Here is a 23,927-nt window from a genome sequence, read left to right as displayed (position 1 = left end):
TTAAACATGAAAATAACAACATACATTTTCGCTTGTATAGCAAGCTTGTCATTCAACAGCTGTACATCGGAGAAAACAATCGACACATCCGTTTATATGGATATTAATCGTCCTGTAGAAGAGAGAGTTGAAGCACTGCTGAAACAAATGACCCTGACCGAAAAAATAGGCCAAATGGATATGGTCTCCGAATGGGATAAAGATGCAATTATAAAAAACGGATATTATGATTTCGGAGCATGGATTGCCGGAATGGAACCGGAAGAGACAAATAAAATTCAGGCGTTATCAGAAAAGACAAGACTAAAGATTCCTTACCTGATTGGCATGGACGCTGCCCATGGCTATGGCACATTATCCGGTAGAACCATATTTCCGACATCAATAAGTATGGCAGCCACTTTTAATCGCAATTTGGTAAAAAAAGCGGCAAAGACAGCGGCTGGTGAAATACGTTCGGCTGGTACACACTGGACTTTTGCTCCTTGTGTAGACATTGTTTACGACGCTCGGTGGGGAAGAACCGGAGAAACCTACGGAGAAGATCCTTACCTGTCAAGCGAACTGGTCAAACAAGCCATCAGAGGATTACAGGAAAATGCAGATCCACAAAAAAGAGTGGCTGCCTCAATGAAGCATCTGGCAGCCGGTGGAGCTTCCGTAGGGGGTGTCAATCATGCTTCGGCCGATATTTCAGAGCGTTCGTTACGTTCTTATATATTACCTCCATTTAAGGCGGGAATCGAAGCCGGTTGTATGACGATTATGCCCGGTCATAATGATATTGGAGGAATACCCGCCCATGCTTCCAAATGGTTGTTGACAGACATCGTAAAGAATGAATTTGGATTCAAGGGGTTTTACGTCAGTGACATGATGGATATGGACAATCTGAAGACGCTTCATTTTACCGCTGAAAATCAGAAAGACGCACTTCGCCAATCTGTTAATGCCGGAATGGATATGCACATGTACTCACCCGACACGACACAGTTTATAGTGCCATTGACACAGTTAGTGCAGGAAGGGATAGTCCCTATCAAAAGAATTGACGATGCAGTCAGAAGAATCTTAAAAATTAAATTCGAACTAGGATTGTTTGAAAACAGATACATTGATCCGGATAAAGATATTTATGCTACGGCAGAAAACCGTTCTTTATCTTTAGAAGCCGCCCGTGAATGTATTGTTCTTCTGAAAAATGAAAATAACTTGTTACCCATTGATGTTCAAAAATATAAACGAATCCTGGTAACTGGTCCCAATGCAGACAATCAATCTATCTTAGGTGACTGGTCCTTCTTTCAGCCAGACAGTAACGTAACCACTGTATTAAAAGGAATCCGGGAAGTTGTACCTGGCATAGAAGTCGTTTATAGCAACAGCGGCCGGATAAAAGCAAAAATTTCGAAAGAAAAAACCAATACGACTGACCCGGCTTTGCAGAAACAATTGCTTACCGAAGGTGGCGGTATTTCCGATTACAGCATATCCGATGCCGTAACAAAAGCTAAATCCTGCGATCTGGTTGTCGTCGTAATCGGAGGATACGGAATCCGATCGGATTGGGGACTACGAACTTACGGAGAGTCGGCTGACCGACCGTCTATTGATTTTTACGGCCGACAAGTCGAATTAGTCCAGGCTCTTCAAAAAACCGGAAAACCGGTTGTTGCCGTAATAGTAAATGGGAAACCTTTAAATAATGAATGGATCTCCCAGAATATCCCTTCAATCATTGATATCTGGGAACCGGGCATGTACGGGGGAAAAGCGCTGGCCGAAATTCTCTTCGGACAGGTTAATCCTTCCGGAAAACTTCCAATAACAATCCCTAAAAATGTCGGTCAGATTCCCATGTATTATTATCAGTCCTCTTCACGTTACTGGACCGGTTATGGCCTTGGAAGTTCTCGCTCGGACGATCAACCGGCATACTGTTTCGGACATGGATTAAGCTATACAACTTTTGAGTATAGCGATTTAAAACTCGATACGGTCTTCTCTCTGAAAGAAGATATTCAATTATCTTTCAAAGTAAAAAATACAGGAAACCGTACCGGAAAAGAGACACCTTTATTATTTGTACACGACTGTGTTTCAAGCGTTGTAACCCCTGTTGCCCTCCTAAAAGAATTTACAAAGGTTGAACTGGAAGCCGGGGAAGAGAAGACGGTCCATTTTACCGTTCCTTCTTCCAACCTGGGTTTATGGAATACTGAAATGAAATATACAGTAGAACCAGGTAAATTCATATTCAAAATAGGACGCTCGTTTAATGATATACGCCTGGAACAAGATATATTTATACAATAATAAGGTCTCCTTATCTCTTTTTATTAGACGTACCTTTAAACCAATTTAGAGGTACGTCTTCACATTTAGTTCCAGGTCTAAATAAAAAAAGACCTACCTCTTTCTCTAAATACTAACTGAGATTTATATAAATTCATGTATATTTGCGACAATACATCTTTCATGTAACAGGGAGAGCGGATTATTATGATGGAAAAAGAGGAAGAACTACATTTGATTCATTCCCTGAAATCGGGGGATAATCAAGCATACAAATACATATATGATCATCATTATACTTTGTTATGTAAGATTGCCTACGAATTTCTGAAGGATGACTTTCTTTCAGAGACTATTGTGGATGATGCCATTTTCCATCTTTGGGAAATCAGGGAAACAGTCAATATAACCACCTCCCTTCGTAGCTACCTGGTCCAGGCTGTGCGTAACCGCTGCATAAATTACCTAAATCTGGAAAGAGAAAAAAGGGAAGTTCGCTTTTCCGTTATCGACCAGCAAAACGAATGGATCAATTCTGTTTTCTCATCGGATGATTACCCGCTGGCAAGACTTCTGGAAAACGAACTCGAACAGGAAATAAAAAATGCTATCGAAAGATTACCGGATGAATGCAGGATCGTTTTTCAAAAAAGCCGGTTCGAAGAGAAACGTTATGAAGAAATTGCCAGAGAATTAGGTATTTCCGTCAATACCGTCAAGTACCATATTAAAAACGCAATATCCCGTCTGAATGCCGATTTAAACAGGTATTTGCTTATACTCCTCTGCTGTTTCTGTATTTAAAATAAAAAATTTGTCCGCCCACACTACCCTCCCATTCTTTTCAACTGTCATATAAGTAAGAACATAACAAATGAAGCCCACAAATACACATATCAAGATAGATGAACTGATCGCAACATACCTTTCGCAAGGTCTGGAAGCGGAAAAACTGGCAGAACTGGAGAATTGGCTCAAAGCATCCCCGGAAAATCAGAAACATTTCCAACAGATGCGTGAGATCTGGTTCTCAACAATCAGTGCAAGCGAAGAAGAACGATATAATAAAGAAGAAGCATACAGCCGGTTCCTCAGCAGAACCCGCCAAACACATCAAGAAGAGAAAACCGTCAAAAAGCTATCTTTACATAAATTCTTTTATGGGGCAGCTGCCGTCGCACTTCTCTGTCTTATTTCCTTCGCTTCCTACCGGACCGGTACCGAACAGGTAAAGAAACAATTTGCCGAAATGGTCGTCGAAGCTCCGTTAGGGTCAAAAACCAGATTATATCTTCCGGACGGAACCTTGGTATGGCTGAATGCCGGTTCGACAATCACCTATTCACAAGGCTTCGGTGTAGAAGAACGAAAACTGAAATTAAGTGGTGAAGGATATTTCGAAGTGACACGCAATAAACAATTACCTTTTGAAATCACGACAAAAGAATTGCAATTAAAAGTGTTGGGAACAAAATTCAATTTCAGGAATTATCCGGAAGACGAAGAAGTGTCCGTCAGCCTGCTGGAAGGAAAAGTGAGTTTAAGAAACTATCTGAAAAACGATGCCCTTTGTTATCTGGAACCCGATCAGAAAGCGATCCTGAACAAGAAAAACGGCAAACTGATGGTTTCCGCCTCCGAAGCACGGTATACAGCGGAATGGACCAACGGATTCCTGTTCTTCGACGAAGAATTGCTGCCGGATATTATCAAAGAACTGGAAAGAAGTTATAACGTAAAAATACACCTGGAAGACAATTCACTGGAAACATTCCGTTTCTACGGAAACTTCGTCAGAAAAGAACAGACTATCCAGGAAATATTAGAAATGTTAGCTTCGACTGGAAAACTAGAATACAGGATAAATGAAAAAGACATCTATTTATCCGCCAAATAAAAGTCTTTATTTAATACTTATTTATTAACTTAAAATTGAATTTATATGAAAAGAAGAGACCCTGGTTAGAACGTAAAAACCGAGTTCGATATAAAAAGAACCGGAGGATCTGCACAATCCTCCGATTCAGATATCCGGACTCCATTCACTGCGAATTCCGAAAGTATTGACAAATATAGTAAAACTTTACTTCCGGTATTAAAATTTCTTGTTTAAAACAATTAATTCTAATTACTTATGAATATCAGAAAGAAGGCCATATATATGGTCCTGGTGATGTTTTGCCTGAATTTAACAGTGTTTGCGCAAAACATAAGCCTGAATTTAAATAATGTGACGGTTAAAAAAGCCATTGAAACATTGAAAGAGACAAATGGCTATTCCTTTGTTTTCGCCTCCGGGGACATAGATACCCGAAAAACCATTTCAATTGCAGCAACTAATAAACCCATATCTGAAGTTGTAAAACAGATACTAAACGGTCAAACATTATCCTTTGAAATAAAAGGGAAAAATATCATTGTAAAAAAAGAAACCGATACAAATCTCCCGGATGATAAAAAACAAAGAATCTCCGGTGTTATCACTGATGCAAACGGCGAACCGGTAATAGGAGCGAACGTAATTGAAAGTGGAACCGTTAATGGTACGATTACAGACCTGAACGGCAAATACTCACTGGAAGTATCACCCAATTCAACCCTTCAAATCACTTACGTCGGCTACGACACGCAGGAAATTAAAATAGGAGGACGAACAACGATCAATATTGAACTGAAGGAAGATTCGCAAGCCCTGGAAGAAGTGATTGTTGTCGGCTATGGTGTTCAGAAAAAAGTCAACCTAACAGGAGCCGTATCGCAGGTATCCTCCAAAGTATTGGAGAATAGACCAATTACAAATCTGAGCCAGGGACTGCAAGGCGTTGTCCCTAACCTGAATATCAATAACTCCGATGGCAATCCGAATTCCACCGCAAAAATGAATATACGCGGGGCCGCCACCATCAGCAACGGTGACACATCTCCTCTCATCCTGGTAGACGGAGTACAAATGACACATTTCAATATGTTGAATCCGGAAGATATCGAGAGCATCTCCGTCTTAAAAGACGCTTCTTCGGCAGCTATTTACGGAGCAAGAGGGGCTTTCGGTGTTATTTTAATTACAACTAAAGGGGGGAAAGCAAATACAAAACCGGTCATTGAATACTCTGGAAGTATCCAGTTCAATACGCATACTTATCTACCCGATATGTTAAGTGCGGTAGATTATATGGATGCGTCCAACGAATCTTCATTCAACAATTCCGGTAAAAACAAATATACGGATGAGCAAGTACAATGGGTGAAAGATTATAATGCCGACCCGGTAAATAATCCGATCTATCATGTATTGGATAACGGTAAAATCTTTTGGAACGGAGGAAATGACAATTATGCACAGATGTTGAGTAAATGGTCGCCAACGCATAAACATACAGTCAGTGTAAACGGTGGTTCCGAAAAAATCAATTTTTACGCATCGGCTGGTATGATGCATCAGGACGGAATGTTCAAAGATTATACCGACGTATTCAAACGTTATAACTTCCTGACGAACGTCTCTGCAAAATTAGTTGAAAATTTCCGACTGGGATTTAAGGCTACTTATTCACAAACAATCTATGACGAACCTCATCGCTATACGACAAAAGGCTCCAGCTGGTGGGAACAAATGACTCGTGGCGAACCGCAAATTCTTTATCCGATATATACTCCGGAGGATTCTCCCGTGGGTGGAGGTGTTCCTACCGAACATTTTTATAATTTCCTGGCAAGCGGCTCAAGAAACAACACCAAACGTGAAGACGCGACCTTTCTGATTAACGGAGAATGGGATATCATAAAAGGATTGAAACTGAAAGGGGATTTTAGCTACCGTACAACGAATTACAGGAATAAAGATATTCAGAAAGAATTCTCTTATATCCGTGATTCGTGGACTACACAAAACAGCGCGACATATCCATCCTTCATTTCGGATGAGAACCGCCATACCGATTATTTCGCAGGAAACATCTTTATGGACTATACAACAAGTATCAACCAAAAGCATAATATTTACGCTTTGATCGGTTTCAACCAAGAATGGGAATTATACCGCATGTCGTCCATAAAAAAAGAAAATCTGGTATCAATGGAAGTTCCGTCCATCAATTTAGGGACAGGTAATATAATCGGGAAAGATTCCGAACAGGCCTGGGCTATCCGGGGTGCCTTCATGCGTTTTAAATATGATTATAAAGGTAAATATCTGTTTGAGATGAATGGACGTTACGACGGTACATCCAAATTCCCCCATAGTTCACGCTTCGGATTCTTCCCATCTTTTGCCGGTGGATGGAGAATATCAGAAGAGAATTTTATGTCCTCAACCCGTAACTGGTTAAATGACTTAAAAGTACGCGTTAATTACGGAAGTCTTGGTAACCAAAATGTTTCAGGCGTATATCCCTATATCTCCACATTCGACGTAACACAACAAACACAATATATATTAAACGGAAATCTTCCTATTTCGGTCACAGCCCCCGGCCTGGTTGCTTCCGACCTTACCTGGGAAACTGTAAAAACGTTGAATTTAGGTGTCGATATCACTTTATTGAATAAACTATCAGCCAGCTTTGACTGGTTCGACCGCCGTACCATCAACATGCTGACCGAAGGTGACAAACTACCGTCTATTTTAGGAACAGATTCACCACGCCGTAACAATGCAAACATGAAAACAAACGGTTGGGAAGTCTCTTTAAGATGGCAAGATGCATTAAATAACGGCATCAATTATGATGTAAGTCTGATCCTATCCGACTATGTCAGCAAAATTACTAAATACGACAACAACCCCAGTAAACTATATGAGACCTATTACGTAGGCAAAACGATCGGTGAAATATGGGGATATGAAACCGTAGGCATCTTCCAGTCGAAAGAAGAAGTCGCAGCATCTGCCGACCAAAGTCAATTAGGCAATGGTAGTAAATGGGGCCCCGGAGATGTGCATTATGCCGATCTAAATGGTGACAAAGTCATCAACTGGGGCGACAAAACCGTAGACAACCCAGGAGACACTAAAATTATCGGAAACACAACACCTCGTTATCAATTCGGTATCACAGGTAACATTGCCTGGAAAGGTTTCGATCTCAACATTTTCATTCAGGGGGTAGGAAAACGGGATTTCTTTCCGAGCGGAAATTTCTTTTGGGGACAAATCAACAATGCCGGAGCAGTCGGTACCTATGAAGTCTATAACAATGCATGGCGTGAAGATAACCCTAACGCTTTATATCCTATCTGGAAGGCCGGATCAGCCGGATATAATGCAAAAACTCAAACACGTTTCTTGCAAAGCGGTGCCTATGCCCGTTTAAAGAACCTGACATTGGGTTACACATTACCAAATGCTCTGACTTCTAAATTATACCTGAACAGGCTAAGAGTCTATTTTTCCGGACAGAATCTATGTGAAATCACAAATATTAAAGGTGGATTCGACCCGGAAATCATAGGGAATGTCGGAGAATATTATCCGCTACAACGTTCTATTTTGTTTGGTCTTCAAATAACACTATAAAGAAATATCAGTATGAAAAAGTATAAATATATAACAAACACACTTCTAGGAATCATACTTTTAGGAGTATGCTCCTGTAATAATGATTTCATGGACCGCTATCCTACTACCAGTATCAGCGACGAGAATTTCTGGAATTCTGAAAAAGATTTGGAAATTTACTGTAACGGACTCTACACCTTTATTGAAGGACACGCCTCGGGCCATACAAAAAGTCCTTTACTGACAGGAGATAACCAGAGTGATAATATGGCTCCCCAGGATTATAATATCATAGCTGCGGGAGAACATGTCGTCCCCGCCAAAAGTGGAGATTCAGACTGGAACTGGACCTTTACCAGAAAATGTAATTATTTCCTGAACCGCTACCAGAAAACCCCGATCAAAGAAAATGTGAAAGACGCGTATGCCGGAGAAGTAATGTTCTTTAAAGCATGGGATTATTTCAAAAAAGTCAAACGATACGGCGATGTACCCTGGATATCCAAAGATCTGAATGTAGACTCTGAAGAATTATATGGTCCGCGCGACTCCCGGATTATCGTCATGGACTCTGTCCTGCATTGTATAAACTGGGCGATAAGTAAATTACCAGCTTACGAGAAAGCCTCCCCCAACCGTATTAACCGCGACGTAGCCTTGGCTTTAAAAGCCAGAATATGCCTGCATGAAGGGACATTCAGAAAATATCATGGAATAGAAAACCATGAGAAATTCCTGAAAGAAGCCATGACTGCGGCAAATACGCTGATAACGGAAAAGCATTATTCCGTCTATAACACAGGCGATCCGGAATGGGACTATCGGACATTGTTTTGCTCTCTCGATTTGAAAGGAAACCCGGAAATGATTTACTATAAAGTATATGAACTTGGATTGCTGGGTAATCGAACGAGTAATTTTATTGAAGGCGGAGAAGCTAATTTAGGATTCAGTGTATCCAAATCTTTAATAGAATCTTATCTTTGCAAATGTGGAAAACCTATATCCTTATGTAAAGAACATTATCTGGGAGATGACAGCATACAAAGCGAACTTCTAAATCGTGACCCTCGACTAACACAAACGGTTTGTTATCCGGGAAAAGATTTACAACGTGAAACATTAAAACCGTCTATCCCGGGTTCTAACATTGCAACTGGTGTGATTCCCACAGGATATCAGATCATTAAATACTGGGTAGATGACCGTGAAGAATATCTCCGTTACCAAAACGGTATTCTGGATGCTCCGATTTTCCGTTATGCAGAGACATTGCTGATCTATGCAGAAGCAGCTGCCGAACTGAATCTATGTGACCAAAACGTTTTGGATAACACAATCAACCTGTTGCGAAAAAGAGCCGGAATGCCTGATATGAGAATCGAGACATTGGAAAAAGATCCTGCATCCGATTTCCCGGAACTCCCAGTTTTGATTGATGAAATCAGACGCGAACGGAGAGTTGAATTTGCACTCGAAGCAATGCGTTACGATGACTTGATGCGTTGGAAAGCGGGTAAGCTTTTGGAAAAAACGGTACGGGGAATGAAATTCGTACAGTCCCAATACCCGACAGTCGTAGTTGGTAAACATATCGACATAGATGAGAATGGTTATATTCTCCCCTATAAAAAGATTTTACCGAACGGACGTAAGTTTGACGAATCCAAACATTATTATTTCCCGTTACCGACTGAAGAGCTGGTACTGAACTCAAATCTGAAACAGAACCCAAATTGGTAATAAAATATGAGAAAAATCTTCATTCCAGTTTTCACACTGGCCTTATCAACGGCATGCTTGGCGCAATCTAAAAAGAAAGCGCCGAACGTCCTGTTCATCCTTGTCGATGACATGCAAAGTACGTGTATCCACGCCTATGGATGCGATCAGGTTCATTCACCCAATATCGACCGGATCGTAGATAATGGCATATCATTTACCCGGACATACACCAATGGTTCGTTAGGGGGTGCCCTGTCGATGCCCAGCCGAGCAATGATTATGACCGGAAGAGGGGTTTATCAAGTCATTCAGGACGGTGCCCGGATACCGGAGCAACATGTTACTCTTCCCGAGTTATTGAGGCAAAACGGGTACACCACGTTTGCCACCGGAAAATGGCATTCGGATCGTAAGTCTTTCAACCGCTCTTTCGAGAAGGGAGAAAATATTTTCTTCGGAGGAATGCATTCTTATCAGACAAACGGACATGTATCTCCACGCCTCTATCATTACGACCCGGCAGGCGACTATGCAGGCGAACCATTTACCGGAAAAAAATTCTCCTCCGAGATGTTTGCCGATGCGGCGGTAGAGTTCCTGCAAGGACGGAAAAAAGAGAAATCTCCATTCTTCGCTTATGTCGCTTTTACCTCGCCTCATGATCCGCGTATGCAACATCCGGATTATGCACAGAGTTATAAAGCTGATACATTGAATTTACCAATTAATTTCTTACCTCAGCATCCGTTTGATAACGGAGATATGAAAGTACGCGATGAAGTCTTATCTCCTATTCCACGAAACACTCAAACCATACAGAAAGAGTTAGCCGGATACTACGGTATGATTAGCGAAGTAGATACACAGATCGGACGGATTATACAGGCGCTAAAAGAAAGCGGGCAAATGGATAATACCATCCTTGTGTTTGCTTCGGATAACGGATTAGCAGTCGGACAGCACGGTTTGCTGGGTAAACAGAATTTATATGATCACAGCGTACGTGTTCCTTTAGTTATATCTGTTCCCGGCCTAGAGAAAGAAAAAGGAACAAAAAAAGATGTGAACTGTTATCTTTACGACGTATATCCAACACTTTGTGACTTGACAGGCACACAGCCGGCTCCGTCCGTCACCGGAAAATCTTTACTACCAGTTATCAAAGGGGCGGATAAACACAGAGACTGCCTGTTCCTTGCATACAACAGCATTCAACGCGGATTAGTGAAAGATGGCTGGAAATATATCATCTATAATGTCGGAGGCTTCAGAACTGAACAATTATTCGATCTGAAAAACGATCCCTGGGAAATGGTCAATCATGCCCAAGAACCGGCTTACGCCTTCAAACTTGCAGCCTACAAAAAGTTATTAAAAGAAGAAATGGAGAAAAATAACGATTTTTGTAATCTAGATGATTTTTTCTGGTGGGGAAAAGGAGAAATGCTCCCTTGGAACGAAGGGAAAAAGCTCTACACAGACCCGGATAAATAAACACAAATTGCTACATTAAAAGTTTGTTTATTATAAGCTGGCAAATCAAATACGGAGATAGAAAAATGCAGATAGTCTCCGTATTTGGTTAAGTATAAACATCATTCAATACAAAAAATCTTCTTGATCAAAAAATACACAAAACAATAACAGTACCTAAGCTATTAATATCACTTCTAGAAGAATAAAAAACACATATTTTAACACTAGCTCCAGATAAAAAGATCACAAACCTTCGTTTAGACCCCAATTGACATGCAGTTAAAACGAAAAAAATTCGTTTTAACTGAGATTGAAATTCGTTTAAACACAAAATTATATCAACTATAGTAGATTTTTCAGCAAAATCCATTTTCCAAGCATTGATTTTGTATGTTAAACAGCATATTTACAACTCTAGAAGAAGAAAAATATCAGAAGAAATCAAAATACCAAAACACACCAACAAAGCCCCCTTTTAAAGACAAACAAATCCGTTTTGCATATATATTCTTTCAGTTTAATCATCAAAAGCTTAATAATATTATCTATATGGACATGGACCAAACATTTAGAACGACTTCTATGAGAACCAACCCCATCCCTACCCTATACAGCCTCGGCAAATCTATGATAAATTATCATTTTGATAATTGTTTTTCAATTCGATTAAAGAATTCTGATAAAGATATCTGAAAATAATCACATAATACTTTTAAAGTACTGACAGTTATATTATTTTTTCCTTGTTCCAAACGTCCACAATGTATATCAGTATCAAGATAAACATCTTCCTGCGACAAATTCCGGGAAAGCCGAAGCTCTTTAATCTGCCGTGCTATTTCTTTTATTAACAAATCATTCTTAATGTTCTGCATGATTCAAATTACAGCAGCTTTTTTTACTTTTTCAATGACATATATGTCATATATCACAAAAAGCATTACCTTTGCTAAGAAATATTGATTATGGGAAGAAATATTGTAATCTTCAATTTTTATATATCTTTACCCTATCAATCATTCGATATGGAAAACATTTCAGAGATAAAGGAATTTAACAAACTGTTTTCGAACTATCAGGGAATTTTCATCCGTTTTGCTAACACTTATATTCAGGATGAAGATACTGCCGAAGATATAGTGGTCGACAGTCTGGTATATTATTGGGAAAACCGGCATTCTCTCAGCTCCAATTCGAATATCCCGGCTTATATCATGGAAGTTGTCAAACATAAAAGCCTCAACTATCTACGTAACCAACGAATCCGGGAAGATATCGAACAAAATCTCTGGACCCACATGGACAGAGTCAGGAAACTAAAAATCACGACACTGGAAGCCTGCGATCCGGAAGAGTTATTCAGTTCGGAAGCACAACGCCTGATAGACGAGACATTGGAAAGCCTCCCCGAAAAGACACGTACTATCTTTATTATGAGCCGGTATGAAAATAAAACTCATAAAGAGATTGCCGAACATCTCGATTTATCGACTAAAAGCATTGAATTTCATATAACCAAAGCCCTCAGCGTATTAAGAAAAAGATTAAAAGATTATCTCCCGTTCTTTCTTATCTTCCTGAATTAATTAGTAACGATCTTGTTTTTATTGAAAAAAGTAAGTTTTTCCATTAGGGATACATTTTAGTTATGTGCTTACTATATATGGAAAGAAAAATACTATATCGTTTTTTCGAAGGAAAAGCATCTCTTGAAGAAGAAAAAGAGGTTTGCGACTGGACGGAAGCATCTGAAGAAAACATGCAGGAATACATAAAGGAACGTAAATACTTTGACCTTCTGCTTATTCAGAACAAGAGAAACAGTACGCTGCATTCTTCTTCCGGAAAAGTGTTCCAACTGAACAGTCTAATCAAATATGCAGCAGTTGTCGCCCTGTTCATCATGTGTGGCTTACAAGCCTACCGGATAACAAAAACGGAGACAGACCAGGAAATGAACACGATCACAGTGCCAACGGGACAAAGAGTTAATCTTTTATTGTCGGACGGAACAAATGTATGGCTCAATTCCGGAACTAAAATGAGATATCCGGCCTCCTTTACAAAAGGGAAAAGCAAGCGAAAAGTGACATTGGATGGGGAAGGTTATTTTGAAGTTACCAAAGATGCCAAACGCCCGTTCGTTGTTCAAACCGGTAAATATGATATAGAAGTATTAGGTACTAAATTTAATGTGAATGCCTACAATAAAACCTCCTTTTTTTCTGCCGCATTAATGGAAGGTTCCATACAAATTTCAGATAAAACCGAACCATCCAATAAAATAGTGTTGCATCCACTGCAAAAAGCAGATTATATAAATGGTCAACTGAATGTTGTACAGATACAAAACTATGATATTTATCGCTGGAAAGAAGGTCTGCTCTGTTTTGAGAATATCACGTTCAACGATTTGATGAAAGAGTTCGAAAAGACCTACGATATACAGATTATCAATAAAAACAAAAAGCTGGAAAGTTATATTTGTAGTGGGAAATTCCGTATTTCGGATGGGTTAGACTTTATACTACATGTCCTCCAACGAGATGTCAGATTTAGTTTTACCAGGAATGAAAACAATACGATCATCTATATAAAATAACATGTCGAACCATTAAATCATATCGCCTATGAAATAGCACATAAAGAAAAAGCGATAAATGCGGGAACATCTATCGCTTCACGACTAACACAATTATCAACAACTGTATTAATCTCTAATAATTACAAAGTTATGAATAAAGTATCTTTGTCGGGACCTTATTATCAAAAAAAATCACGACATAAACATTTTTTCAGAATCATGAGAATAACCTCATTCCTTTTGTTTGTACTGATATTTTCATTACATGCAATCAATTTGAACTCGCAGAATACGAAGGTGACCGTCCGGGCCAGCAATACTTCTTTAAAAGAAGTATTGAATACTATAGAAAAACAAACGGATTATCTATTTGTATATAATATTAATGTAGATACGAGTCAGAAAGTGGCTTTAAACACGATCAATCAGCCGGTAAAGCAAGTATTGGATAATCTGTTTAAAAATATCGGATTAAACTACGTACAGGAAGGTTCCTATATTATCGTATCCAAATCAGAGGCAGAACAACAGAAAAAATTTGTAACCGGAACAGTCATCGATATGAACGGAGAACCGGTCATTGGAGCTAACATCGTGGAAAAAGGGACAACAAACGGTATAATCACAGACGTAAACGGGGAGTTTTCCCTACAGGTCTCTCCTGAAGCTGTGCTACAAATATCGTATATCGGATACAACACACGTGAAGTTGCCGTTAATAATCAATCTTCAATCACTATAAAACTAACGGAAGACACCCAGGCGATCGAAGAAGTCGTTGTCGTCGGTTACGGAGTTCAAAAAAGAGAAAACCTGACAGGAGCTGTCTCTGCCATTATGGGAGACGACCTGATGAAAAGACCTGTCGGACAAACATCCGTAGCTTTGCAGGGAATTGCCCCCGGAGTAACTATTACACAACAATCCGGACAACCGGGACAAGATGCCGGAACAATCCGGATCAGGGGAATAGGAACCCTTAATGACTCCAACCCTTTGGTTTTAGTAGACGGAACCGCAATGGACCTCAATAGCGTCGATCCCAATATCATTGAATCCGTTTCTGTTCTAAAAGACGCAGCCTCATCCTCTATCTATGGTTCACGTGCTGCCAATGGAGTGATCCTGATCACTACCAAAAGAGCTAAAAATAAAGAATTCTCCGTTTCATATAACGGATATGCCGGATGGCAAACACCAACCGACCTGCCGGATAAGGTGAATGCGATAGATCATATGGTCATGCTGAACGAAGCATACAGGAATGTCGGAAGAAGCCCGTTGTACACAGACCAGTATATTCAGGAATACAGAGAAAAAGGTCCTTCCGACCGTGATCATTATCCGGATGTAGACTGGCAGAAAGCTGTCTATAATCAATATGCATTCCAGCAAAACCATTTTTTCACACTTAACGGAGGTACAGAGAAGATGAAACTTCTTGCTGCAATCGGTTACTATGATCAGCAAGGCATAACTCCTAACACTGATTATAACAGATTCACGGTGAGATTAAATTCTGATATGCAGTTTACCCAACGTTTTTCTGCCAAATTAGACATGTATTTAAAATATAATACACAGAAAACTCCAGGCAGAGGTATATATGACGTTATTTACTGGATAAACCGAACTCCCTCCATTTATCCTGATGTCTTATCAAACGGAAAATATGCAGTCGGCTGGGATGGAGATAATGTACTGGCGTTTGCCAAAGACGGCGGATTTGCTAAAACCAAAACGCCTTCAGCTTCCATTAATATGGCTTTAAGTTATCAGTTTACAGATTTTCTGAAAGCAGATGTCAGTTATACGCCTATTTATAACAATAATATCACCAGCACTTACAATAAAAGTGTAAATACGTATTACGCCGATGGAGAACTAGCATACAGTAAACCCAGCAAAAGTGCACTATACGAGCACCGGAGTTGGGGATTATCGCATGACTTCAAAGCATTACTGAACTTCGACAAAGCATTCGGGCAACATAACCTGAAAGCATTGGCTGGTTTCCAATGGGAAAGTGGAACTGATGATTATATCGATGCTTCCCGCGATACTTTCATATTTCCTCAATATCCAAAATTGAATGCGGGAGGCAGTGACAATCAAAAAGCATCCGGTTCCGGATCTGAATATGCGCTGGCTTCTTTCTTCGGACGTATAAATTACGATTACCAGGGGAAATATTTATTTGAAGCAAATGTCCGTTATGATGGTTCCTCCCGTTTTGACCTGGGACATAAATGGGGTGTATTCCCTTCTTTTTCCGGTGGATGGAGAATTTCAGAAGAGAGTTTTTGGGAGCCTATACGTAATATTGTCGACAATGCTAAATTCAGAGTTTCCTGGGGACAACTGGGAAATCAGAATATAGGAAACTATGCTTTTGCCTCTGTCGTCAGCTACAGTTCCTATATTATCGGAGGACAACCTGTTACCAGCGGTGCGATCAACGACATGTCTAATTCTGCCATTTCATGGGAAAAAACGGAAATGCTTGACTTAGGGATTGACCTGCAGTTTTTCTCCAAACTTTCAGCCTCATTCGATTACTACAATAAAAAGACAAGTGATATCTTATGGAAACTCAATGTTCCGCTAATCATTGGTCTGAATCCTACATATCAAAATGCTGCAAAAGTTTCCAACAAAGGATGGGATCTGGAATTGAGATGGAATGACCAGATCAATGATTTCAGATATGGTGCCTCATTCATATTATCCGATGTAAAAAACAAAGTTGTCGACCTGAAAGGCATCAGTATGACTGGATTAACTGTAAACAGGGAAGGACACTCCATTAATTCAATCTATGGACTTGAAGCGATCGGTTACATATCCGAAGAAGACTACAATGCTGACGGTTCCTACAAACATGCCACTCAGTTTGGTGCATTTGCTCCCGGCGATATCAAATATAAAGATCAAAATAACGACGGGATAATAAATAACGAAGATGAAGTAATCATCGGTAATACCGTTCCACGTTTTACCTACGGATTAAATCTGGATGCAAGTTGGAAAGGTTTTGATTTTAGTATGTTTTGGCAAGGAGTTGGAAAAGCTGACGGATATTTAAACAAGCAGGCAACAATGCCATTCTATTGGGGAGCCTCTGCCCTGGAAATGCATAAAGATCATTGGACCGAGGATAATCCCAATGCCCGTTTTCCTCGTTTGGCATTCAATGAAACAAATAATGAACAGAATTCCAGTTTCTGGATGGCCAATGCTGCTTATTTAAGGCTGAAGAATGTAACCTTAGGATATACGCTTCCTAAAACGTTAAGTGAAAAAATAAAGTTCTCCCATGTCCGGCTTTATGTCAGTGGACAGAATCTTTTATCCATTGATAAATTCTGGGATGGATTTGATGCAGAAGCGCCTGTTGGAGACGGAGCTTACTACCCTCAGGTGAAAGTGTTCACGATTGGATTGGATGTAAAATTCTAAATGTAAAATTATTATGAAAAATCTTTTATACATATGCCTGGTAATAACAGGTCTATCTTTTTTCTCATGCGACAGTTCACTTGAAAAATATCCATTGGATAAACCCTCTTCAAGTACATATCCCAGTAATGAAACGGAGTTGGAAATGGCTTTGTGGGGATGCTACGGTTCTTTGTGGTTAAGCACTAACTATGGAATGGTCATGCCTGCTCTCTTAGATATAACAACAGATATAGCCTGGGAAAGAGCAGAAGTATCCATGCAATCAATCGGAAACGGTTCTCATGATGCCAATAACTCATGGTCCGAAGAGCTTTGGAAAAATTATTATATCAGCGTAGCACGATGTAACTATTTACTGGATAACATGGAACGGGCTAAAGCAGAAACAACTCCGGCTGTTTACGAAAGGATAAAAGGAGAGGTCCAATTCTTAAGAGCTTACTTTTATTTGATGCTGACCGAAACATGGGGAGATGTTCCGTTAGTAACAAAAACTCTTACTCTAGCAGAAGCCCAGATCCCCCAAACATCCAAATCTGCAATAGTCGATTTTATACTAAAAGAATTGGATGAAGCTATTCCGGTTCTCCCTGTACATATTGATGCCAATGAATGGGGGCGCATCAGCAAGGGAACCGCTCTTGCTATAAAAGCCAGGACCGCTTTGTATAATAATATGTACAATATTGCAGCCAAAGCGGCTAAGGAAGTTATTGACTCTGGTGAATATCAAATTGATGACAACTTTGAAAATTTATTCAAATCTGCCACCCAATCGAATAGTAAAGAAATGATGTTCTTCATTACTTATAAGGAAGGTTATCGAACCCCCGGAATAGTAAGAGGCTGTACATCAAGAATGGGCGGGGGCTACAGCAGTAAAATACCTGTCCAGGCCACAGTTGACTCATATGAATGCATTGATGGACTCCCTATAGATAAATCCTCTCTTTACAACCCTCAAAAACCATTTGAGAACCGAGATCCGCGTTTGGGATATACAATCGTCTTACCCGGTTCCGAATACATGGGATTTCAATTTGAGACTCACAAAGACAGTGTGGAATGCTGGAATTATAAAACTTCTCCAGCAAGCCGGGTCGCCAATCAGGATGCCTTAAATCCTTATGCAACTTTTTCGGGTTACATCTGGAGAAAATATAATGAAATATCAAAGCCTAGTGAATTAGACAATAGCGAAACGGCATTTATTATCATGCGTTATGCGGATGTTTTGCTCATGTATGCTGAAGCAAAAACCGAATTGGGAGAAATAGATAATTCCGTTTATCAGGCAATTAATGAAGTTCGGCAAAGAAAAAGCGTAAATATGCCTCCCATAACAAATAAAAATCAATCGGAACTACGTTCAATCATTAGAAAAGAACGAAAATGTGAGTTTGCATGGGAAGGATTACGATGGTCTGATATTCGCCGCTGGGGAATTGCGGAAAATGTCATGAATGAAGTTTTATATGGCAGACCTCCAAAAGACTATCTACATTCTGCTCCTAAAATCGATGAAAATGGAACGCCGGATTATAGTACAGTCTCCAATAAAAACGACATGCGCGTAATCGAACTCCGTTCGTTCAACAAAGACAGAGATTATGTACTCCCTATTCCAAGAATAGAAATAGAAACAAATACAGCATTAAAACAGAATCCTAATTACTAATGGGATTTACCGTTTTCCACTAATTCTACAGAGATAGCCCTTGCCTTTCACCTGGGCAAAGGCTACTCTTAAAAATCAATCGTATATGAAAGTAAAAAACTTACTCACAGTAGTCATAATGCTCTTTTTCCTGCCTGTCATATCTGCATCCGGACAAATATGGGTGGAAGCAGAACAATTTCAGGAAAAAGGAGGATGGATCGTTGACCCTCAATTTATAGATCAAATGGGATCCGCTTATCTTCTGGCTCATGGATTAGGAAAACCGGTCCAGCCAGCCAGAACAATCATACAAATAAAAAAATCCGGAAATTATCATCTATGGGTTCGTACCAAAGACTGGGCTCCCTACCCTACAGGTCCCGGAAAATTCACTATCGCAATCGATAACGACACATTACCAATAGTCTTAGGGCAAGATGGTAATTCCTCATGGCATTGGGTATATGCAGGTGTCTCTATGATCGAACAACCAAAGATTACCCTGTCAATAAACGATTTATCCGGATTTGAAGGCCGGGTAGATGCCATCTATCTAACCCAAAAGAAAAATGACCAGCCACCGGCATCCAAAGATGCTCTAAAGTTGTTCAGACGAAAAATGTTACATTTACCAAAGCAACCCAAAGAAGCCGGAACATACGATCTCGTAATTGCCGGAGGGGGAGTTGCCGGTACATGTGCAGCCATCCAGGCTGCCAGATTAGGACTAAAAGTTGCTCTTATACAAAACCGGCCGGTTTTAGGTGGTAATAACAGCTCAGAAGTCCGGCTTCCTATGTCCGGAGACATCTATCATAACCTCTATCCTAAATTAGGACGTATCGTAAGGGAACTGAATACAGGTACTACCAATGAAATAGCCTCTGCAGATCAATATGGAGATAAAAGAAAACTGGACATCGTTAAAAATGAGAAGAACATTACTTTATTTCTTTCTACCCACGTTTATAATGTAGAAAAAACAGGAGATCACATAGCAGCAGTTCTTGCTAAAAATGTAGAAAATAATCAAGAACTCCGCTTCATCTCTCCTCTTTTTGCTGATTGTACCGGAGATGCAACTCTCGGTGTTGTCGCAGGAGCAGACTATAGAAGTGGCAGAGAAAGTTTTTCTCTTACCAAGGAACCTAAGGCCCCACAGACAAGTGACAGTTTAACAATGGGTACAACCAACCATTGGTTTGCCCGCTTCGAAGAAAAATCTTCGGAATTTCCTTTATGCCCGTGGGCTGTTCAATTCAGTGATGACTATCATTTAGAAAACACAGCAAGTGCCTGGTTCTGGGAGTCTGGCTTTTATAAAGATAAAGTCGAACAGGCGGAAGAAGTAAGGGATTACAATTTCCGGGTTATTTATGGGCATTGGTCTTACCTTAAAAATCAGAAAAGAAAACAATATTCCAACTGGAGACTGGAATGGATGTCATTCATTGCCGGAAAAAGAGAATCCCGCCGGTTAATCGGTGATCTGATCCTCTCAGAACTGGATATAAACAATCGGATACAATACCCGGACGCATGCGTTACAACAACATGGGGAATCGATCTTCACTACCCGGATCCCAAAAACAGTCAATATTATCCGGGAAATGAGTTTCTAGGCATAGCAGATCATAACCGGGAGTTCGAGCCCTATCATATACCGTACAGATGCTTTTACTCAAAAGACATCAATAACCTATTTATGGCAGGTCGTAATATCAGTGTTACTCATATTGCCTTGGGAACAGTCAGAGTTATGCAAACTACAGGAATGATGGGAGAAGTGGTCGGGATGGCAGCTTTCTTATGCAAAAAATATAACTGTTCCCCCCGCGATATATATACACAACATCTGGAAAAACTGATCCAATTGTTAACCGAAGAGTATGATTAAAATCATACTAAACAGAATAACAAAAAAGCGAATTATCTAATAATTAGACAATTCGCTTCATTTTCGTGGTCCCACTTGGGCTTGAACCAAGGACTCCCTGATTATGAGTCAGGTGCTCTAACCAACTGAGCTATAGGACCGGTGTTTCAGAGGCTTACTCTGAAATCGGGTGCAATATTACGACTTTTAATCGGATTCTGCAAGTATTCTTGTAAAAACTTTACTTTTCAGCTGCTTCCTCACCGCCAAATTCCATCAGGTAAGCCTTGATAAATTCATCGATCTTGCCGTCCATGACACCATTTACGTCGGATGTCTGGTAGTTTGTACGATGGTCTTTGACACGACGATCATCGAAAACATAACTGCGGATCTGTGATCCCCATTCAATTTTCTTCTTACCGGCTTCGATCTTTGCCTGTTCTGCCAAACGATGTTTCAATTCCTTATCGTACAGGATAGAACGCAACTGACGCATCGCATTTTCACGGTTCTTCGGCTGGTCGCGCGTTTCAGTGTTTTCAATCAGGATCTCTTCCTCCTCACCTGTGTAAGGATCTTTGAATTGGTAACGCAAGCGTACCCCTGATTCCACCTTGTTCACATTCTGTCCACCGGCACCGCCTGAACGGAAAGTATCCCATGAAATAGCGGCTGTTTCAATCTTTACCTCAATCGTATCATCAACCAGCGGAGTAACGAATACAGATGCAAAAGATGTCATTCGTTTTCCCTGTGCATTGTAGGGAGAAACACGAACCAAGCGATGCACGCCATTCTCACTTTTCAGATACCCGAAAGCATAATCGCCTTCAATATTGATCGTGACAGTCTTGATACCCGCCTCGTCACCTTCCTGCAAATTTGCAATGGATACTTTATAATTATGAGATTCCGCATAACGCAAATACATACGCATCAGCATGGAAGCCCAGTCCTGACTTTCCGTACCACCGGCACCGGAATTGATCTTGAGTACGCAACTCATCTGGTCTGCCTCGTCACGAAGCATATTCCGGAACTCCAGATTCTCTACCAGATCCAAAGCCTTGGCATAAGCCGCATCGACTTCATCTTCGGTGATAATCTCTTCTTTTACATATTCATAAGCCAACTGCAACTCCTCTGCTGCCGCATTTACCTCGTTGTAAAGTTCGATCCACTTCTTCAGTTCTCTTACTTTCTTCATCTGAGCCTCTGCCCGTTTGGCATCTTCCCAGAAGCCGGGGTCCTGTGTACGCAGTTCTTCTTCTTCTAACTGGATGGTCTTACCATCTATGTCAAAGATACCCCCTCAGCGCGTTCTCGCGCTCCAACACATTCTGTAGTTGGTCTGATGTTATCATAATATTCTTCTTATTTTAAATTTTGTGCAAAGATAGGAAATTAATTGTCAGTTTACTCTGCATACATCGCTTCAATCTCATTCGCATATTTTTGCAAAACAACCGGACGACGTAATTTCAATGTATCCGTTAACTCACGCCCCTCCATCGTAAAAGGCTGGGGAAGAAGAGTGAACCGTTTGATCTTCTCGTAAGAAGCCATATTTTTCTGATGTTCCTCTATATGCGACTCTATCAGGCGGATGATTTCATTACTGGCCAAAAGTTCTTCACGACTACTATACGCGATACCCTTCTTTTCCGCATATTCTTCCAGCAAAGCATAAGCCGGCACGATCAGAGCACTGACAAATTTACGCTGGTCGCCGATAACAGCAATCTGTTCGATATACTTATCGCTCCCCATCTCTATTTCTATTGCTTGCGGAGCTATATATTTACCATTTGAGGTCTTATAAAGGTCCTTGATGCGTTCCGTAAAGAACAAAATGTTTCCTTCCATACGTCCGGCATCCCCGGTACGGAAAAAGCCGTCTTCAGTAAATGACCGCGCATTTTCTTCCGGTTTATTATAATAACCTGTAGTAACTGTTTTACCTTTGACAAGAATTTCTCCGTTACTCTCGTCTATTTTAACTTCTACTCCCGGCATTATTTCACCGATCGAACCGAATTGAAAACCTATTTCCGGATAGAAACAAACTGTCGCCGTCGTTTCACTCAATCCGTACCCATAGACAATAGGAATATTAACGGACTGAAGGAATTCATTCACCGTATCAGACAACGGAGCCCCTGCAACCGGAAATAAACGTCCTCTTTCAATACCCAGCACTTTTTTCAGTAGGGTAAAGACAGTCTTATCATAAAACTTAAATTTGGTTTTCAGGCAGAAAGGGGCTTCGATACCTTTATTCTTATATTCCAGATTATACAGACGTCCAGTCTCTATCGCATCCATAAAAATCTTCTTCATGAAAGGTGCCGAGGAATTGATTTTCTCATGTACTCCCACATATACTTTTTCCCAGAAACGCGGCACATTACACATCAGCGTCGGATGAACTTCCGGCAATGTTTTCTGGATCATCTTCGGATCCTGGTTAATCGCAATCTTCACCCCTTTATGCAGACAATAGCAAGTCCATGCCTTCTCAAAGATATGGGTCAGCGGAAGGAAACACATAGATGTATCCTTGTCATTGACCATCGGCAAACGGATATCATGGATACGCATCGCTTCCAGATAATTAAAATGATGAAGAACGACCCCCTTTGATTCACCGGTCGTGCCCGAAGTATACATAATAGTAGCCACATCATCAGCACTAGCCTCATTCATACGGATCTTTACAGTAGTCTCGGCATGTGCATTGTCGCCCAGACGCAGAAAGTCATCAAAATAAATAGAAGTCTTATCTTCCGGATTCAACTTAACGGCCGGATCAAAAATAATCAGACGTTTTAAGACGGCAGATTCTTTTTGTACCTTAAAGGCATTATTATATTGCAACTGTTCACCCACAAATAGCGTATGTATCTCCGCATCATTAATAATATATTCTATCTGAGCAGGAGAGTTAGTTGCATACATCGGGATAGAAATCACCCGGTTTCCGTATGCACCGAAATCTGTGAATAAACATTGCGGCATATTTTGAGAATAGATACCGATCTTTTCCTGTACTTCTATCCCAAACTCAGCCATAGCCTTTGCTGTAAGCATTACTTTCTCTGAGAATTCTCTCCATGAGATCTTTAACCATTTCCCGCTTTCATTATCACGGTATTTTAAAGCTGTACGTGAACCATACTTTTCAGCCTGTCTGTGAATTAACTCGGCATAGTGGTAATAAACCATAATTCTTCTTTTTGAATTGATACAACAAAAGTACGGGTTTCCTACTGAATAGCAACACTTTCGCTCCTTTTTTTACACACAATTGCACTTTTTGTGCAAAAATGGATTCAGAAATACAGGCAGA

Annotated in this window: 14 protein-coding genes and 1 tRNA gene; 11 read left to right on the top strand and 4 right to left on the bottom strand. The window is 40.3% G+C overall.

What is annotated here, in order from left to right:
- The first annotated feature begins 6 nt into the window (after positions 1 to 6).
- The 6 genes from DWW91_RS02115 to DWW91_RS02090 all read left to right on the top strand — a co-directional run bounded on the left by DWW91_RS02115 (position 7) and on the right by DWW91_RS02090 (position 11,011).
- On the top strand, positions 7 to 2,316 hold the full coding sequence (locus DWW91_RS02115; protein ID WP_122326795.1) for a glycoside hydrolase family 3 N-terminal domain-containing protein: 2,310 nt from the start codon (positions 7 to 9) through the stop codon (positions 2,314 to 2,316).
- A gap of 189 nt (positions 2,317 to 2,505) precedes the next feature.
- Positions 2,506 to 3,099: an RNA polymerase sigma-70 factor gene (locus DWW91_RS02110; RefSeq protein WP_122326850.1), complete on the top strand. Its 594-nt coding sequence runs from the start codon at positions 2,506 to 2,508 to the stop codon at positions 3,097 to 3,099.
- Positions 3,100 to 3,169: 70 nt separating this feature from the next.
- Positions 3,170 to 4,192, top strand: a complete 1,023-nt coding sequence (locus DWW91_RS02105; RefSeq protein ID WP_122326794.1) for a FecR family protein — start codon at positions 3,170 to 3,172, stop codon at positions 4,190 to 4,192.
- 237 nt (positions 4,193 to 4,429) lie between these two features.
- The gene (locus DWW91_RS02100; RefSeq protein ID WP_122326793.1) at positions 4,430 to 7,810 is read left to right on the top strand and encodes a TonB-dependent receptor; all 3,381 of its coding nucleotides are present in this window, start codon (positions 4,430 to 4,432) and stop codon (positions 7,808 to 7,810) included.
- Between the two features lie 12 nt (positions 7,811 to 7,822).
- Positions 7,823 to 9,535, top strand: a complete 1,713-nt coding sequence (locus tag DWW91_RS02095; protein ID WP_122326792.1) for a RagB/SusD family nutrient uptake outer membrane protein — start codon at positions 7,823 to 7,825, stop codon at positions 9,533 to 9,535.
- Positions 9,536 to 9,541: 6 nt separating this feature from the next.
- Positions 9,542 to 11,011: a sulfatase-like hydrolase/transferase gene (locus tag DWW91_RS02090; RefSeq protein WP_122326791.1), complete on the top strand. Its 1,470-nt coding sequence runs from the start codon at positions 9,542 to 9,544 to the stop codon at positions 11,009 to 11,011.
- A gap of 620 nt (positions 11,012 to 11,631) precedes the next feature.
- On the opposite strand, the gene DWW91_RS02085 is transcribed toward DWW91_RS02090, so the two are convergent.
- On the bottom strand, positions 11,632 to 11,868 hold the full coding sequence (locus tag DWW91_RS02085) for a helix-turn-helix domain-containing protein (protein WP_233584383.1): 237 nt from the start codon (positions 11,866 to 11,868) through the stop codon (positions 11,632 to 11,634).
- Between the two features lie 150 nt (positions 11,869 to 12,018).
- Between DWW91_RS02085 and DWW91_RS02080 the strand changes: the two genes are divergently transcribed.
- From DWW91_RS02080 to DWW91_RS02060, 5 genes are all read left to right on the top strand, one after another.
- A complete protein-coding gene (locus DWW91_RS02080; protein WP_122326848.1) occupies positions 12,019 to 12,579 on the top strand; it encodes an RNA polymerase sigma-70 factor in 561 nt (186 codons plus the stop codon).
- A gap of 77 nt (positions 12,580 to 12,656) precedes the next feature.
- Complete coding sequence (locus tag DWW91_RS02075; RefSeq protein ID WP_122326847.1) at positions 12,657 to 13,595, top strand: FecR family protein; 939 nt, start codon at positions 12,657 to 12,659, stop codon at positions 13,593 to 13,595.
- Between the two features lie 201 nt (positions 13,596 to 13,796).
- Complete coding sequence (locus DWW91_RS02070; protein ID WP_158599427.1) at positions 13,797 to 17,036, top strand: TonB-dependent receptor; 3,240 nt, start codon at positions 13,797 to 13,799, stop codon at positions 17,034 to 17,036.
- 13 nt (positions 17,037 to 17,049) lie between these two features.
- The gene (locus tag DWW91_RS02065; protein WP_122326789.1) at positions 17,050 to 18,717 is read left to right on the top strand and encodes a RagB/SusD family nutrient uptake outer membrane protein; all 1,668 of its coding nucleotides are present in this window, start codon (positions 17,050 to 17,052) and stop codon (positions 18,715 to 18,717) included.
- Between the two features lie 85 nt (positions 18,718 to 18,802).
- Positions 18,803 to 20,596, top strand: a complete 1,794-nt coding sequence (locus tag DWW91_RS02060) for an FAD-dependent oxidoreductase (RefSeq protein ID WP_122326788.1) — start codon at positions 18,803 to 18,805, stop codon at positions 20,594 to 20,596.
- Positions 20,597 to 20,662: 66 nt separating this feature from the next.
- Here DWW91_RS02060 and DWW91_RS02055 read toward each other — a convergent pair.
- The 3 genes from DWW91_RS02055 to DWW91_RS02045 form a co-directional block, all read right to left on the bottom strand.
- A tRNA-Ile gene (locus DWW91_RS02055) sits at positions 20,663 to 20,736 on the bottom strand.
- 80 nt (positions 20,737 to 20,816) lie between these two features.
- Positions 20,817 to 21,942, bottom strand: a protein-coding gene (gene prfB / locus DWW91_RS02050; RefSeq protein WP_122326787.1) for a peptide chain release factor 2 whose coding sequence is annotated in 2 segments (ribosomal slippage) — positions 20,817 to 21,878 and positions 21,880 to 21,942 — 1,125 coding nt in all. Because the reading frame shifts where the segments join, the coding sequence is not laid out codon by codon here.
- Positions 21,943 to 21,994: 52 nt separating this feature from the next.
- Positions 21,995 to 23,803: a long-chain fatty acid--CoA ligase gene (locus DWW91_RS02045; protein WP_046145699.1), complete on the bottom strand. Its 1,809-nt coding sequence runs from the start codon at positions 23,801 to 23,803 to the stop codon at positions 21,995 to 21,997.
- Between the last annotated feature and the right edge of the window lie 124 nt (positions 23,804 to 23,927).

This window comes from Parabacteroides sp. AF17-3 (assembly GCF_003635445.1).
Classification (GTDB): Bacteria; Bacteroidota; Bacteroidia; order Bacteroidales; family Tannerellaceae; genus Parabacteroides; species Parabacteroides goldsteinii.
This window is presented reverse-complemented; position numbering and strand designations above follow the sequence as displayed.

Bases quoted from the DNA above. Each gene is read 5' to 3' on its own strand.
- DWW91_RS02115 (WP_122326795.1), top strand. From the start codon at position 7: ATGAAAATAACAACATACATTTTCGCTTGTATAGCAAGCTTGTCATTC.
- DWW91_RS02110 (WP_122326850.1), top strand. From the start codon at position 2,506: ATGGAAAAAGAGGAAGAACTACATTTGATTCATTCCCTGAAATCGGGG.
- DWW91_RS02105 (WP_122326794.1), top strand. From the start codon at position 3,170: ATGAAGCCCACAAATACACATATCAAGATAGATGAACTGATCGCAACA.
- DWW91_RS02100 (WP_122326793.1), top strand. From the start codon at position 4,430: ATGAATATCAGAAAGAAGGCCATATATATGGTCCTGGTGATGTTTTGC.
- DWW91_RS02095 (WP_122326792.1), top strand. From the start codon at position 7,823: ATGAAAAAGTATAAATATATAACAAACACACTTCTAGGAATCATACTT.
- DWW91_RS02090 (WP_122326791.1), top strand. From the start codon at position 9,542: ATGAGAAAAATCTTCATTCCAGTTTTCACACTGGCCTTATCAACGGCA.
- DWW91_RS02085 (WP_233584383.1), bottom strand. From the start codon at position 11,868: ATGCAGAACATTAAGAATGATTTGTTAATAAAAGAAATAGCACGGCAG.
- DWW91_RS02080 (WP_122326848.1), top strand. From the start codon at position 12,019: ATGGAAAACATTTCAGAGATAAAGGAATTTAACAAACTGTTTTCGAAC.
- DWW91_RS02075 (WP_122326847.1), top strand. From the start codon at position 12,657: ATGGAAAGAAAAATACTATATCGTTTTTTCGAAGGAAAAGCATCTCTT.
- DWW91_RS02070 (WP_158599427.1), top strand. From the start codon at position 13,797: ATGAGAATAACCTCATTCCTTTTGTTTGTACTGATATTTTCATTACAT.
- DWW91_RS02065 (WP_122326789.1), top strand. From the start codon at position 17,050: ATGAAAAATCTTTTATACATATGCCTGGTAATAACAGGTCTATCTTTT.
- DWW91_RS02060 (WP_122326788.1), top strand. From the start codon at position 18,803: ATGAAAGTAAAAAACTTACTCACAGTAGTCATAATGCTCTTTTTCCTG.
- DWW91_RS02045 (WP_046145699.1), bottom strand. From the start codon at position 23,803: ATGGTTTATTACCACTATGCCGAGTTAATTCACAGACAGGCTGAAAAG.